Source organism: Serratia marcescens subsp. marcescens ATCC 13880, assembly GCF_017299535.1.
Taxonomy (GTDB): Bacteria; Pseudomonadota; Gammaproteobacteria; order Enterobacterales; family Enterobacteriaceae; genus Serratia; species Serratia marcescens.
Window position 1 is genome coordinate 25,494 of record NZ_CP071238.1, and the last position, 15,527, is coordinate 41,020.

Consider the following 15,527-nt stretch of genomic DNA (forward strand, 5'->3'; position numbering starts at 1 on the left):
GAACTTGGCAAGCCTCTGATTGTTTTGTCATCGGCCCGCTTGACGTGACGAAAAAGCCGACAATAGTTACTACATGGCCGGTGGAAAACTGACCAGCGATAAAAACGACATGGCCTTCATTTGCAGGCTCTCAGGAGTCGATCCATGCCTTTAAAAATAACGTGCATGCCCCGCCCGGCGGCGCTTGCAGTGGCGTTGCTTTGCAGTGTGACCCTTCCGGCTCAGGCGTACGATCAACTCTACGTCTTTGGCGACAGCCTGAGCGATACCGGCAACAACGGCCGGTTCACCTATGACGGCAGCCAGCACCTGCTGTACGACGAAGCATTGGCGCAACGCATCGGGGCGGCGCTGGTGGCTTCGGACAACGGCGGTGAGAACTACGCCGCCGGCGGCGCGGTGGCGGTGCCGGGCCTGAACCCGGCCGACAACACCCAGGAGCAGGTGCAGCGTTACCTGAACCGGGTCAATGGCCAGGCCGACGGCGACGGTTTGTATATTCATTGGATCGGCGGCAACGACCTGGCGGCGGCAGCGCTGAATGCCGCTACCGCGCCCGGCGTGGCCTATAACAGCGCCGCGGCGGCGGCGGCGCAAGTGCATTCGCTGCTGAACGCCGGCGCCGGCACGGTGATCGTGCCGACGGTGCCGAACATCGGCTCCACGCCGCAGCTGATGGAATTGATCATTCAACAGGCGCTGTCACCGGTGCAGGGGGCGGCGATCCAGGCGGCCTATGCCACGCTTAGTTCGGTGGCGACGCCGGACAACGCTTCACGCACGCAGGCGATCCACGCGGCGTTGACCGCTGCGGCGAAGCAGGGCAGCGCCATTCCTCAGGTGCAGCAGGCGATCGCCGCGCAGCTTATCGCGGCGTATGACGGCCTGAGCGCGCAGGCCGCTCAACTGACCGATTTCTATAATCAAAGCGAAGACCGTTTGCTGGCGCAGGGGAGCGGCAATATCGTGCGGGTGGACGTCAACAAGCTGTTCGCCGAAGCGATCGCCAATCCGGCGCAGTTCGGCTTCGCCAACACCGCCGGCATGGCTTGCCCGCCGGGCGTTTCCTCGGCGGTCTGCCGTTCCGACATGCCCGGCTTCGACGCCGGCCAGTCCTATCTGTTCTCCGACCATTTCCACCCCAGCCCACAGGCGCACCTGCTGATTGCGGATTATATCCAGGCGGTATTGGATGGTCCGGCGCAGGTGGTGGCGCTGAATCAGGCGACGGCGGCGATGGCGCGCGACAGCCGCGCCACGCTCGACAGCCGCTTCCAGCAGCTGCGCAACGGCGACAACCCGCAGGGTTCGCTGGGGGTGTTCGGCGGTTACGCCGGCCAGCACTACGACTATGCCGATAACCGGGCCGCGGGGGACGGCAACGCCACCACCCACAACCTGACCGTCGGCGTGGACTATCAGCTGACCGACAGCTGGTTGATCGGCGCGTTGATCGCCGGTTCCAACGACGATCAGCATCCTTCCAGCCGCTTTGATTACAAGGCGCGCGGGCTGCTGCTGTCGGCTTTCAGTTCACTGGCGATCTTCGAGCACGGCTGGGTCAACGCCGATCTGCACTATGCGACGATGGATTATGACGACATCCGCCGCAGCATGCGGCTGGGGCCGCTGACGCGCACCGAAACCGGTTCGACCACCGGCAGGCAGTGGGGCGCGCGCGTGACCGCCGGCTATGACTTCCCGATCGCCTCTTACCTGACTACCGGACCGGTGGCGCAGTTCGCCTGGGACTACAGCCGCGTTTCCGGCTACAGCGAAGACAGCGATGACAGCACCGCCATGCGCTTCAACGATCAAACCTACCACTCGCAGATCGGTGCGTTGGGTTGGCGGCTGGATACGCAATTCGGCGTGTTTAACCCTTATGCGGAGGTGAGTTATCAGCACCAGTTCGGTGACGACGTCTACCGCGCCGGCGGCGGCCTGAAATCGACGCAAACCTCGTTCACCCGCGACAGTGCGGGCCAGGACAAAAATTGGGTGGATGTCACGTTGGGGGCCAACATGCCGTTGACGGACCAGGTATCGGCCTTCGCCACCGTCTCGCAAACCGGCGGGCTGAGCAGCGGCGAGCAGTTTATGTATAACGTCGGCGTCAGCGCGCGTTTTTGAATTGGCCATCGGCGCGCTCAAGATAAGCCATAAGGTCTGATAAGGGATTTATGCGGAAGGCGGCCTGGGGAAATTATGCGGGCCGCAATGAGGTTGGCGGAAAGACAAAAAAAAACTGATCCTATGAAAGGATCAGGTAGCCACTTGGCCAACACCAGGGAAAATTTTATTTATTATTGTATAACCAAAGATTAACTGTCAATTTGTTTCTGTGGCCCGTTAGCGCCGTATTTCATCCCTGGCCGTTCCTCCCATGCCCTGCGCGTCGGCACGCCGCGCGATATCACCTTATTTTTCACGATAATAAGAAATAATCTGGCACTTGATCACATTATCTCTCGATGAGGGGAGTTTTTTAGTTGATAAAATTAACAAAAATAACATTGGCGCAACTTTATCTCGTGGGAAATATAAGGATATGCGCACGTAAATCAGCATAAATTTAATCGATGAAGGGGGAAATAGCGTTCAGCTAATTGATTATTTAAACGGCGGTGAGTGATGTTTTTGTTAAATGTTTCTAATGTGTGTGCCGGGTGTGTTTTTCTGGACGGCGAGGGGACCGGCAGACGCGTTGTCTTTCCCGCTGTGCCCGATGCGTGAAAATCCAGCGTTTCTCACCCCGATTCGCACTTGTTGCCGGATTCTGGCTGTATATCTTACGGTCAAAGGGTATACTGGCGCATTCCATCTAAATCCACTTGTATCGCGTGCGAATTCAACATGCAAAAGTTTGATACCAAGACCTTCCAGGGCCTGATCCTGACACTGCAGGATTATTGGGCGCGCCAGGGCTGCACCATCGTTCAACCATTGGACATGGAAGTCGGCGCGGGAACCTCACACCCGATGACGTGCCTGCGCGCACTGGGGCCGGAGCCGATGGCCGCCGCCTATGTGCAGCCATCTCGCCGCCCGACCGACGGCCGCTACGGTGAAAACCCGAACCGTCTGCAGCACTACTACCAGTTCCAGGTGGTGATTAAGCCATCGCCGGACAACATTCAGGAACTCTACCTGGGCTCGTTGAAAGAGCTGGGTCTGGATCCGACCATCCACGACATTCGCTTCGTGGAAGACAACTGGGAAAACCCGACGCTCGGCGCCTGGGGCCTGGGTTGGGAAGTGTGGCTGAACGGCATGGAAGTGACGCAGTTCACTTACTTCCAGCAGGTCGGCGGCCTGGAGTGCAAGCCGGTGACCGGCGAGATCACCTACGGTCTGGAGCGTCTGGCGATGTACATCCAGGGCGTGGACAGCGTGTACGATCTGGTGTGGAGCAACGGCCCGCTGGGCGTCACCACCTACGGCGACGTGTTCCATCAGAATGAAGTGGAGCAGTCCACCTACAACTTCGAATACGCCGACGTCGACTTCCTGTTCTCCTGCTTCGAGCAGTACGAGAAAGAAGCCCAATCGCTGCTGGCGCTGGAAAAACCGCTGCCGCTGCCGGCCTACGAACGCATCCTGAAGGCGGGCCATACCTTCAACCTGCTGGACGCGCGCAAGGCGATTTCGGTGACCGAGCGTCAACGCTACATTCTGCGCATCCGCACGCTGACCAAAGCCGTTGCCGAAGCCTACTACGCTTCCCGCGAAGCGCTGGGCTTCCCGATGTGCAACAAGAAGAACGAGAACTAAGAGGCAGCCATGACTCAACAGACTTTCCTGGTGGAAATCGGCACGGAAGAGCTGCCGCCGAAGGCGCTTCGTTCCCTGGCGGAATCTTTCGCCGCCAACTTCACCGCCGAACTGGACAACGCCGGCCTGGAACACGGTGAAGTGAGCTGGTTCGCCGCACCGCGCCGCCTGGCGCTGAAAGTGGCCAACCTGAGCGCGGCGCAGGCCGATCGCGAAATTGAGAAACGCGGCCCGGCGATCGCCCAGGCGTTCGACGCCGAAGGCAAACCGAGCAAAGCGGCCGAAGGCTGGGCGCGCGGCTGCGGCATCACCGTCGATCAGGCTGAACGCCTGGTGACCGACAAGGGCGAGTGGTTGATGTACCGCGCCCACGTCAAAGGCCAGTCGGCGCAACAACTGCTGGCCGGCATGGTCAGCACCGCGCTGGCTAAACTGCCGATCCCGAAACTGATGCGTTGGGGCGACTCCGACGTGCAGTTCGTGCGTCCGGTGCACACCGTTACGATGCTGCTGGGCGCCGATCTGATCCCGGGCACCGTGCTGGGCATCGACTCTGCGCGCACCGTGCGCGGCCACCGCTTCATGGGCGAAGCCGAGTTCACCCTCGATAACGCCGACCAATACCCGCAGATCCTGCTGGAGCGCGGCAAAGTGGTCGCCGACTACGAAGCGCGTAAAGCCCTCATCAAACGCGACGCCGAACTGGCGGCGCAGAAGATTGGCGGCAAGGCCGATCTGAGCGACAGCCTGTTGGAAGAAGTGGCCTCGCTGGTGGAATGGCCGGTGGTGCTGACCGCCAAATTCGAAGAAAAATTCCTGGCGGTGCCGGCGGAAGCGCTGGTGTACACCATGAAGGGCGACCAGAAGTATTTCCCGGTGTACGACGCCGCGGGCAAACTGCTGCCGAACTTTATCTTTGTGGCCAACATCGAGTCGAAAGACCCGCAGCAGATCATTTCCGGCAACGAGAAGGTGGTGCGTCCGCGCCTGGCCGATGCCGAGTTCTTCTTCAACACCGATCGCAAGAAACGCCTGGAAGACAATCTGCCGCGCCTGGAAACCGTGCTGTTCCAACAGCAGCTGGGCACCCTGCGCGACAAGACCGATCGCATTCAGGCGCTGGCGGGCTGGGTTGCCGGCCAGATCGGCGCCGACGTCAACCACGCCACCCGCGCGGGCCTGCTGTCGAAGTGCGACCTGATGACCAACATGGTGTTCGAATTCACCGACACCCAGGGCGTGATGGGCATGCACTACGCGCGCCATGACGGTGAGGCGGAAGACGTCGCCGTCGCGCTGAACGAGCAGTATCAGCCGCGCTACGCCGGTGATGCGCTGCCGCAGTCGCTGGTGGCCTGCTCGCTGGCGATCGCCGACAAGATGGATACCCTGGCCGGCATTTTCGGCATCGGGCAGCATCCGAAAGGCGATAAAGACCCGTTCGCGCTGCGCCGCGCCGCGCTGGGTGTGTTGCGCATCATCGTCGAGAAAAACCTGCCGCTGGATCTGCAGACCCTGACCGAAGAGGCCGTGCGCCTGTACGGCAGCAAGCTGACCAACGCCAAGGTGGTCGACGAGGTGGTGGAATTCATGCTGGGCCGCTTCCGCGCCTGGTATCAGGAAGAAGGCCACGCCGTCGATACCATTCAGGCGGTGCTGGCGCGCCGTCCGACCAAACCGGCCGACTTCGACGCGCGCGTCAAGGCGGTATCCCACTTCCGCACGCTGGACGAAGCGGCGGCGTTGGCTGCGGCCAACAAACGCGTCTCCAACATTCTGGCGAAGTCTACCGAAACGCTGAACGACAGCGTGCGCGCTTCGGTGCTGAAGGACGCGGCGGAGATCCAGTTGGCGACCCACCTGGTGGTGCTGCGCGACAAGCTGCAGCCGTACTTCGCGGCGGGCAACTACCAGGAAGCGCTGGTGGAACTGGCTGCGCTGCGTGAGCCGGTGGATGCGTTCTTCGACAACGTGATGGTGATGGCGGACGATGCGGAAGTGCGCGTGAATCGCCTGACGCTGCTGAGCAAACTGCGTGAACTGTTCCTGCAGGTGGCGGATATCTCCGTACTGCAGTAAACGGCTGTGTGCTGTGAAAAGGCGCCTGCGGGCGCCTTTTTTATTTCCGTTTCCTGGGTGCGAAGGCAAGGTCGCCTGGCGACTTGGGGGGCGACTTGGGGAAATTGAAGCGTCCGGTCGCCGACGGCAATGAACCTCAGTGCGTTTTGCGCACGATGTTCAACCGCCTCCGGCCGAGACAATGTTCACCGCAAACGGAATCGCGTATCGGAACGCCGCCAGTTGATCTATTCTTATAGGCGCACGGAGTGCGGAAAAAGGGGCGGAGTCCAATGAAAAAGCAGGTTTATAACAGGAGTTATGTCACATGGCGGTAGGGATCCAGAGCAGAGGTTTCGCGCGTTGGTTGGCACCGGTATTGGCATTGTTGGTGGTCATGCAATTGACCGCCTGCGGCGATAAAGAGCCGGAACAGCGCAAAGCATTTATCGATTACTTACAGAATACCGTGATGCGCAGCGGGGCGAATATCCCCACGCTGAGCGAAGACCAGAAGCAGAAGTTCGGCAACTATGCCGGCGATTACGCGATTTTGGTCGGCTTTTCACAGCAGTTGTCCAAGTCGGTCGGCGCCAGCCTGACCCCGGCGCTGGATCAGATTAACCAGATCCGCACCGCACAGGACTATCTGAACAAACGCGATGCGCTGCAGCAATCGGTCGGGGCGTTGAACCTGCTGGGCCAGCAGATCCAGTCCGCCAAGTCGCAGGCGGATACCGCCCGCGCGGCGTTGAAACAGCCCGACGATCTGAAGGCGGTGTACAACCAGGCCTATGACAAAATCGTCACCGCGCCGGCCAACGCCCTGATGCCGGCGATCCCGACCACCGCCAGCTTTGTGCAGGATCTGGTGCAGGTTGGCGATTTCCTGCAGAGCCAGGGCAATCAGGTCAGCTTCAACAACAACGGCGTGCAGTTCCGTACTGCGCAGCAGGTGGCGCAGTACAACACCATGATGTCGAATCTGGTGGCCAAACAGCAGAACCTGGTGAATGCGCAGAAAGCCATTCAAAGCGTGACGCAATAACGCGCCTACGACGATCTACAGGCCGGCATTGCCGGCCTGCTTTATTTCCCCTCAGCGTTTCCAATAGCTTGCTGGTTTATTGCGCAGGCTTCTGTACTACACTTCAATTAACTCATTCATTCGGCAATGTAGTTTTCTTTCATTCATCACTTCGCTAGTTCCCGGCGGGATGAGTGCTCACAGGGAAGATCAAACAGAGCGTCGCGATCGGGCGCTGCAGTCAAAAATAAATTGTGATGTTTATCACAATTTAAAAACAAATCACCAAGTTAAAAATGTGACTGTTATCACTTTATTGTCGATTTTTGGGCGGTTTTTTTCTCACTGTGCTTTTTTTACACGTCATAAGTGTGATCTTTATCACTATAAATGAGGGTTTGTTGGGGTGTTGTGTGTGACTTGTATCACAAAAAATTCGTGAAGTTCGCGTGACAAAAACAGCGTGATAGAGTCCGTTTCGCATACAGCGGCAACACGGCTGGATCGTCACAACAATAATCACGCGCTCTATTGTCAGCGCGTAACAATAGGGGTGTGTTTTATGTTTTCACCAGACATCAAGGTTAAAGTGCAAAACTTTGGCCGCTTCCTGAGCAACATGGTGATGCCCAACATCGGCGCCTTTATCGCCTGGGGGATTATCACCGCGCTATTCATTCCAACCGGCTGGCTGCCGAATGAAACCTTAGCCAAGCTGGTCGGCCCGATGATCACCTATCTGCTGCCGCTGCTGATCGGCTACACCGGCGGGCGGCTGGTGGGCGGCGAGCGCGGCGGCGTGGTCGGCGCCATCACCACCATGGGCGTCATCGTCGGCGCCGACATGCCGATGTTCCTCGGCTCGATGATCGCCGGCCCGCTGGGTGGCTGGGCTATCAAGCATTTCGACCGCTGGGTGGACGGCAAGATCAAAAGCGGCTTTGAAATGCTGGTGAACAACTTCTCCGCCGGCATCATCGGCATGCTGCTGGCAATCCTGGCTTTCCTGGGCATCGGGCCGCTGGTGGAGGTGCTCTCCAAGCTGCTGGCGGCGGGCGTGCACGTGATGGTGAAGAACAACCTGTTGCCACTGGCGTCCATCTTCGTTGAACCGGCGAAAATCCTGTTCCTGAACAACGCCATCAACCACGGCATCTTCTCGCCGCTGGGTATCCAGCAGGCCACGGAAGTCGGTAAGTCGGTATTCTTCCTGATTGAAGCCAACCCAGGCCCGGGCATGGGCGTGCTGATGGCCTACATGTTCTTCGGCCGCGGCAGCGCCAAGCAATCCGCCGGCGGTGCGGCGATCATTCACTTCCTGGGAGGCATCCACGAAATCTACTTCCCTTACGTGCTGATGAATCCACGTCTGCTGCTGGCGGTGATCCTGGGCGGCATGACCGGCGTATTCACCCTGACGATGCTGAACGGCGGCCTGGTTTCTCCGGCTTCCCCGGGTTCGATCCTGGCGGTGCTGGCGATGACGCCGAAAGGCGCCTACTTCGCCAACATTGCGGCGGTGTGCGCAGCCTTTGCCGTCTCCTTCGTGGTGTCTGCTTTCCTGCTGAAAACCTCCAAAGTGAAAGAGGATGACGATCTGGAAGCCGCGACCCGCCGCATGCAAGAGATGAAATCGCAGTCCAAAGGCGGCGCAGCGGCGCCAGCGTCGGTCGACGGCGATCTGAGCACCGTGCGCAAAATCATCGTCGCCTGCGATGCGGGCATGGGTTCCAGCGCGATGGGCGCCGGGGTGTTGCGCAAGAAAGTGGCGGACGCCGGGCTGAAGAACATCTCGGTGACCAACAGCGCCATCAACAGCCTGCCGGACGATGTGGATCTGGTCATCACGCACCGCGATCTGACCGAGCGCGCGATGCGCCACGCGCCGCAGGCCCAGCACATCTCGCTGACCAACTTCCTCGACAGCAAGCTGTACAGCGATCTGGTCGAGCGTTTGCTGGCGGCCAACCAAACCAGCGACAACCAGCAGAAGGCGCTGGATGACAGCGTCGAAGCCGGTGAGCCGAATCTGTTCAAGCTGAGCGAAAGCAACGTGTTCCTCAATCTGCAGGCCAGTGACAAAGAGCAGGCGATCCGCTTCGCCGGCGAGCAGCTGGTGAAGGGCGGCTACGTTGAGCCGGAATACGTGCCGGCGATGCTGGAGCGCGAAAAGCTCACGTCCACCTACCTGGGCGAGTCGATCGCCGTGCCGCACGGCACCATCGAGGCTAAAGACCGGGTGCTGCGCACCGGCGTGGTGTTCTGCCAGTACCCGCAGGGCGTGCGCTTCGGCGATGAAGAGGACGAAGTGGCGCGCCTGGTGATCGGCATCGCCGCGCGCAACAACGAGCATATTCAGGTGATCACCAGCCTGACCAACGCGCTGGATGACGAGAGCGTGATCGAGCGGCTGGCGAATACCACCAGCGTTCAGGAAGTGCTGGACCTGCTCGGCGGCAAAAAAGCCGGATAACAGAATCATTTTAAAGGGTGCAGCTTGCTGCACCCTTCGACATTAAGAAGGTAGAGTTATGAAAGCATTACATTTTGGCGCAGGGAACATCGGCCGCGGTTTTATCGGCAAGCTGCTGGCGGACGCGGGCGTTGAGCTGACCTTCGCCGACGTCAATCAAACGGTGCTGGATCTGCTGAACAGCCGAAAAAGCTACTCGGTGCACGTGGTGGGCGAGCAAGAGCGCGTGGAGAACGTCACCAACGTCAGCGCCGTCAACAGCGGCGGCGAAGCCGCGGTGGCGCTGATCGCCGAAGCGGATCTGGTGACCACCGCCGTTGGCCCGCAAATTCTCGCCAAAATCGCCGGCACGATCGCCAAAGGGCTGGTGCTGCGTCATCAGCAGGGCAATGTACAACCGCTGAACATCATCGCCTGCGAGAACATGGTGCGCGGCACCAGCCAGCTGAAGCAGCACGTGTTCGCCGCGCTGCCGCAGGACGAGCAGGCATGGGTTGAGCAGCACGTCGGCTTCGTCGATTCGGCGGTTGATCGTATCGTGCCGCCGGCGGACAGCAACGACCCGTTGGAAGTGACGGTGGAAACCTTCAGCGAATGGATCGTCGATCAGACGCAGTTTAAAGGCCAGCCTCCGGCGATCGCCGGCATGGAGCTGACCGACAACCTGATGGCCTTCGTCGAGCGCAAGCTGTTCACCCTCAACACCGGCCACGCGATCACCGCCTACCTCGGCCAACGGGCCGGGCTGCAAACCATTCGCGACGCCATTCTCGATCCGGCGATCCGCCGGGTGGTGAAAGGGGCGATGGAAGAGAGCGGCGCGGTGCTGATCAAACGCTACGGCTTCGACGCCGACAAGCACGCCGCCTACATCAACAAAATTCTCGGCCGCTTCGAAAACCCGTATCTGCACGATGACGTCGAGCGCGTGGGGCGCCAGCCGCTGCGCAAACTGAGCGCCGGCGATCGCCTGATCAAACCGCTGCTGGGCACGCTGGAATACGGCCTGCCGCATGCCAACCTGATCCAGGGCATCGCCGCCGCCATGAGTTACCGCAGCGAACAGGATCCGCAGGCGTTGGAGTTGGCGGAATTGCTGAATACGCTCGGGCCGAAAGCCGCGCTGGCGCAAATTTCCGGCCTGCCGGCGGAAAGCAAGGTTGTAGAAGAGGCCGTTGCTGTGTATAACGCCATGCACAAGTAGAATCGTGATGATGAACACCCGAGCGCAGCTTGCTGCGCTCCTGGAACCCGAGTTCGGCATCGACGGCCCTCCCCACGCCTTTCGAAAAGCGACGATGGAAGAAGCACAGGCATTTGAAAACCAGGTTCTGGAAAAGCTGAACGCGGGCAAAACGGTGCGCAGCTTCCTGATCGCGGCGGTAGAGCTGCTGGCGGAAGCGCTCAACGTGCTGGTGGTGCAGGTATTCCGCAAGGATGACTACGCGGTGAAATATGCCGTCGAACCGCTATTGTCCGGCAGCGGCCCGCTGGGGGAGCTGTCGGTGCGCCTGAAGCTGATGTACGGCCTGGGGGTGATTTCCCGCCACGAATATGAAGACGCCGAACTGCTGATGGCGATGCGCGAAGAGCTGAACCACGACGGGTCGGAATACCGCTTCGTCGATGACGAAATACTCGGGCCGTTCGGCGAGCTGCACTGTGTGGCCGCGCTGCCGCCGGTGCCGACTTTCCTGCAGCCGGGCGAGGCGGATGAAGCGCTGATCGCCATGCAGCGCCAGCGCTATCAGCAGATGGTGCGCTCCACCATGGTGCTGTCCATTACCGATCTGATCGCCGGCATCGGCGCCAAGCAACCCTCCCGGCTCTCTCCTCTCGGCCGCGGCTAGGCAAAGGCCGCGCGCCACTCGTCGAACAACAACCACAGCGCGGTGGCGGCCATCAGCCCGGACATCGCGCCGTTGAACACCCGCAGCTTCCAGGTGACCCGCAGCGCGTTGCGCAAGCGGTCGCCCAGCACCGCCCACAGCAGCACGCACGGCAGGTTCAGCAGCGCGAAACCGGCGATGACCGACAGCGTATGGACGAAGGTGGCGCCTTCGCGCGGGGTGAACAGGATCGCCACGTTGATCACCATCAGCCAGGCTTTGGGGTTGACCGCCTGAAACAGCGCGCCGTTGAGCAGGCTCATCGGCTGCGCCTGCTCTTTGGCGTCCGGCGAGGCCGCCTGAAACAGCTTCCATGACAGCCACAGCAGATAAGCGCAGCCGATCACCGCCAGCGGCAGGCGGATGACGCCGGCCCAGCTCAGCGCCAGCGCCAGCAGCGGGATAATGATCGCCAGCTGTACCGCACAACCGACGCAGATGCCAAACAGCATCGGCAGGGTGCGGCGCAGGCCGAAGTTGACGCCCGACGAGGCCAGCAGCAGGTTGTTGGGGCCGGGGGTGATCGACATGACGGTGACGTAGCTGACAAAGGCAGAGTCCAGCATGGCAGGTTCCTTGAAAATGACGGTGATGACGAGAGATCAGCATAATCGCTGCAATGGGATGGTGACAGAACCACAAATCGGATATTGTCATGGTTACAGTTGTACAAAATGTAAACTGTACCCATTGCCTGGAGAGAAACTGTGACCCTGCTCGATGAAACCCCGGATACCCGTTACCTGCAGCTGGCGGACACGTTGGCCGAAGCCATTCGCCGCGGCACGCTGCAGCCCGGCGACCGCTTGCCTTCGGTGCGGCGCTGTGCGCAAACCCATCGCGTCAGCATCAATACCGTGGTGTCGGCTTACCGCACGCTGGAGGATCGCGGGCTGATCGAGGCGCGACCGCAGTCGGGGTTTTATGTCCGCAGCACGCTGCCGGCGCTGAAGATGGCCTCGGCGCCCTGCGGGCGCATCGAACCGCCGGCGGACGACGTGCTGGCGCTGATCGACACCGTGTTTGCCGCCCAGCAAAACCCGGCCTTCACCAACATTGCGTTGGCTTGCCCGCAGACCAGCGACTTTTATCCCGGCGGCAAGTTGGGGCGCATGCTGTCTTCTCAGCTGCGCCGCCAGCCGGATCTGATCGGGCAGTATCCGTTGCCGCCCGGCAGCCTGCGGCTGCGTCAGCAGATCGCCCGCCGCTCGATGACGCTGGGCATGCTGCTGGAGCCGGGCGACGTGGTGCTGACCCACGGCTGCATGGAAGCGCTGCAGCTGGCGCTGCGCGTCACCACCAAACCGGGCGACTGCGTCGGGCTGGAGTCGCCGACCTATTTCTACCTGCTGCCGCTGCTGGCCAGCCTGGGGCTGAAAGCGCTGGAAATCCCTACCGATCCGCAGTTGGGACTGTCGTTGGACGCGCTGGAGCTGCTGTTGAACGAGAAGCGGCTGAATGCGGTGATCGCCATGCCGACGGTGCAAAACCCGCTGGGCTGCACCATGCCGCTGGCGGCGAAAAAGCGGCTGGCGCGGCTGATGAACGATCATCAGGTGCCGTTAATTGAAGATGGGCTGTATGCTGAGATCCAGTTCGGCGGCGCGCTGTCGCCGGCGGTGAAGGCGTTCGATCGCGACGGCTGGGTGCTGTTTTGCTCCAGCTTTACCAAAACGCTGGCGCCGGATTTTCGCGTCGGCTGGGTCTGCGGCGGCCGCTTCCACGAGGCGTTGCGCAAGCTGAAGGCGGTGTCGTCGATGTCAGAGTCGCAGCTGCTGTCGGAAACGCTGGCGACCTTCCTGGAGAGCGGCGGTTACGATCACCATTTGCGCAACCTGCGCAAGCGCTATGCGGCGCAGGTCGACGAGGCGCGGGCGCTGATCGCCCGGCATTTTCCGCGCGGCACGCTGGCCACGCAGCCGGCGGGCGGCTTCGTGTTCTGGGTCGAATTCCCCCCTGGCGTGGACAGTGTGGCGCTGTTCCATCAGCTGCTGGAGGAGCAGATCTGTTTAACGCCGGGCACCCTGTATTCGCCCAGCGGGCGTTACCGCAACGCGCTGCGGCTCTCCTGCTGCTACCCGTTCAACGCGCGCTACACCCAGGCGTTGGCCCGGCTCGGCGCCAGGGCCTGCGAGATGAGCGGCTTGCCGCCCGGCATTGCGCAGGACGGGTAACGGCGCGCGCCTTTTGCTACAATGCCGGTATCATTGATTAGCGTGCCATTTTGGGCACAACGGGCCAGAGACCATGAAAGAGAAAGAAAAGGCAGAGATCAAGCGCCTGAGCGACCTGCTGGACGCCTTGAACCACAAAGACGCCACCGTGATCCAACAGGGCAACCCTGAGTTGATCGCGCAGCACACCAAAGAGAAAGAGAAACTGGCGACGGAGATCGAGCGCCTGAAAAACGTGCGCGGCGAGAAGCTGAGCGCCGAAGCGCAGAAGCTGAGCAAGCTGCCGTTCAGCCGCGAGATCACCAAGAAAGAGCAGGCCGATATGGGCGCGCTGAAGAAAAGCGCGCGCGGGCTGATCGTGGTGCACCCGATGACCGCGCTGGGCCGCGAGATGGGTCTGAAAGCGGTCACCGGCTACGCCAAGAAAGCGTTCTGAACCCCTGGGCGTCAGACCTTGGTGGTGTAATACGCCTTGGTCTGATAGGGCACGGTGACCGTGTCCTGGCCCCGTAGCTCCTCTTCTTCCGCCACCAGTTGGCGCAACCGATCGATAACCTGCTCCTGTTGCGGCTGCGGCAGCGCGGCGATAAAGCTGGTTGAACGCACGCGGTTGTAGATCACGTCCTCCACCGCACCCCGATGGCCCAGCATAAACACCTGCTCCTGCAGCGGTTCAAAGCCTTTGAACGGGAAGAACTTGCGCCATTCGCCGGTATAGAAACGCGGCGCATCGCCTTCGTGGCTATCGACGATCTGATTCAGTTTGCGCACCCAGCCGACCCGCGCATCGCGCATGTTCCACACCAGACCGAGTTTGCCGCCGGGCTTGAGAATGCGCTGGATTTCCGCCAGCGCCTGCGGCGTGGCGAACCAATGGAAGGACTGGGCACAGACCACGGCATCGACCGACTCGTCCGGCAACGGGATCGCGTCGGCGGTGCCCGCCTGCGTTTTCACCTGCGGCAGCGCCGCCGACAGTTTTTCCAGCATTTGCGGCACCGGTTCGACGGCGATCACCTGCGCGCCGGTTTCCAGCAGGCGCGGGGTGAACTTGCCGGTGCCGGCGCCGAGATCGATGACCGTCATGCCGGCGTGCAGGCCGATGACGTCACGCAGCCAGACGGCGATTTCCGGCGGGTAATCCGGCCGGCCTTTCACATAGCGATCGGCATTGGCCTGATAGCCTTCGGCGGCGGCGTGATGAATCGAATGGGTCGGGGTGGTCATATACCTGGCTCCTGGCTGAAAAAACGTGCGGCTACAGTATAGGCGGAAGAAAATGTTTGACGCGGCACCCGGCGCACGTTTTTCATCTTTCCGCCGCCGTTTTCAACGGCCGAGCAGGCGGCGGTTGAAATCTTCGAGGCGCCCTTCGGCAAGCCGTGTGAGCATGGTCTTGCTCCAGCTGGCGGAGAGGCCGGCCACCGCCAACAGACGGCGATACTGTTCCGCGTCGAACGGCATGTGCCAGGCGATGGCGATGGCTTCGGCGACCGACACGTCGCTGTTGCGCGCCGCCAGCGCCAGCGGACGATCGCCGCTGACCGCGCCCGGCGACACCACCCGATACAGCCAGCCGCAGCGGCCGCTTTGCTGCATCAGCACCGAAATGTCCTCGATGGCGAAGTGATAATTGAGCTTGAAGCACGGCGAGCGCGGCTGGGTGACCTGGATCAGCGCCTCGCCCCAGCGGAAGATGTCGCCCATAAACACGTTGTGTTCGGTCAGCCCTTCGGTGGAGATATTCTCGCCGAAGGCCGGGGCGCAAAACTGCTCCGCCTGCGTCGGAAACTGCTCGCGCCAATGGGCGTAATGCTCGCGCGGGTAGTGGCACAGCGCGCGATCCGGCCCGCCGTGATAGCTTTTCTCCGCCTGTTCGTCGCCTTCCAGCCCGAGCGGCGTGAGCCGGACAGCGCCATCCACCTGGCGTTTGGCGATGGCGCTGGGGCGCCCGCCCTCATAGGGTTGAATGCTGCCGATGTAAACGTCTGGGTGATGCATGTGCGCCTCCGTGTCTCGCGTCGAGGGCTCAGCATAGCCTGAGTTGTTCTCGTACACTACCCGGCGTTTACCTGTACGGAAGGATGTGTTTTTCCTGTCTATATTTAGGCTTTTATCGTCGAGAAAAAACC

12 protein-coding genes are annotated in these 15,527 nt (G+C 61.0%); 9 read left to right on the top strand and 3 right to left on the bottom strand.

The features are described from left to right. Positions 1 to 144 precede the first annotated feature (144 nt). From J0F90_RS00120 to J0F90_RS00150, 7 genes are all read left to right on the top strand, one after another. A complete protein-coding gene (locus J0F90_RS00120) occupies positions 145 to 2,133 on the top strand; it encodes an autotransporter domain-containing esterase (RefSeq protein WP_033639089.1) in 1,989 nt (662 codons plus the stop codon). A gap of 723 nt (positions 2,134 to 2,856) precedes the next feature. Further along, a complete protein-coding gene (glyQ, locus tag J0F90_RS00125) occupies positions 2,857 to 3,774 on the top strand; it encodes a glycine--tRNA ligase subunit alpha (RefSeq protein ID WP_004933966.1) in 918 nt (305 codons plus the stop codon). A gap of 9 nt (positions 3,775 to 3,783) precedes the next feature. Next, complete coding sequence (gene glyS / locus J0F90_RS00130; RefSeq protein ID WP_033639088.1) at positions 3,784 to 5,853, top strand: glycine--tRNA ligase subunit beta; 2,070 nt, start codon at positions 3,784 to 3,786, stop codon at positions 5,851 to 5,853. A gap of 307 nt (positions 5,854 to 6,160) precedes the next feature. Next, positions 6,161 to 6,880, top strand: coding sequence for a DUF3053 domain-containing protein (locus J0F90_RS00135; RefSeq protein WP_016929578.1), 720 nt, complete (start codon positions 6,161 to 6,163; stop codon positions 6,878 to 6,880). 541 nt (positions 6,881 to 7,421) lie between these two features. Further along, on the top strand, positions 7,422 to 9,332 hold the full coding sequence (locus tag J0F90_RS00140) for a PTS mannitol transporter subunit IICBA (protein WP_033639087.1): 1,911 nt from the start codon (positions 7,422 to 7,424) through the stop codon (positions 9,330 to 9,332). Positions 9,333 to 9,390: 58 nt separating this feature from the next. Beyond that, entirely contained in the window at positions 9,391 to 10,536 is a 1,146-nt protein-coding gene (locus tag J0F90_RS00145; RefSeq protein WP_033639086.1) for a mannitol-1-phosphate 5-dehydrogenase, read from the top strand. A 94-nt stretch (positions 10,537 to 10,630) separates the two neighbouring features. Further along, positions 10,631 to 11,182, top strand: coding sequence for an MltR family transcriptional regulator (locus J0F90_RS00150; protein ID WP_016929575.1), 552 nt, complete (start codon positions 10,631 to 10,633; stop codon positions 11,180 to 11,182). On the opposite strand, the gene J0F90_RS00155 is transcribed toward J0F90_RS00150, so the two are convergent. Beyond that, positions 11,179 to 11,787 carry a LysE family translocator gene (locus J0F90_RS00155; protein ID WP_016929574.1) on the bottom strand — a complete coding sequence of 203 codons (609 nt, stop codon included), beginning with the start codon at positions 11,785 to 11,787 and terminating at the stop codon, positions 11,179 to 11,181. The two genes, J0F90_RS00150 and J0F90_RS00155, sit on opposite strands and share 4 nt — an antisense overlap. Before the next feature lie 141 nt (positions 11,788 to 11,928). Here J0F90_RS00155 and J0F90_RS00160 point away from each other — a divergent pair, with 141 nt between their 5' ends. Beyond that, entirely contained in the window at positions 11,929 to 13,395 is a 1,467-nt protein-coding gene (locus J0F90_RS00160) for an aminotransferase-like domain-containing protein (protein ID WP_033639085.1), read from the top strand. A 73-nt stretch (positions 13,396 to 13,468) separates the two neighbouring features. Further along, positions 13,469 to 13,831, top strand: coding sequence for a YibL family ribosome-associated protein (locus J0F90_RS00165; RefSeq protein WP_004933989.1), 363 nt, complete (start codon positions 13,469 to 13,471; stop codon positions 13,829 to 13,831). An 11-nt stretch (positions 13,832 to 13,842) separates the two neighbouring features. Here the strand turns inward: J0F90_RS00165 and J0F90_RS00170 are convergent, their stop codons facing one another. Then, positions 13,843 to 14,622, bottom strand: a complete 780-nt coding sequence (locus tag J0F90_RS00170) for a class I SAM-dependent methyltransferase (protein ID WP_033639084.1) — start codon at positions 14,620 to 14,622, stop codon at positions 13,843 to 13,845. Positions 14,623 to 14,724: 102 nt separating this feature from the next. Continuing rightward, a complete protein-coding gene (gene yiiM / locus J0F90_RS00175; protein WP_033639083.1) occupies positions 14,725 to 15,396 on the bottom strand; it encodes a 6-hydroxyaminopurine reductase in 672 nt (223 codons plus the stop codon). Positions 15,397 to 15,527: the final 131 nt, after the last annotated feature.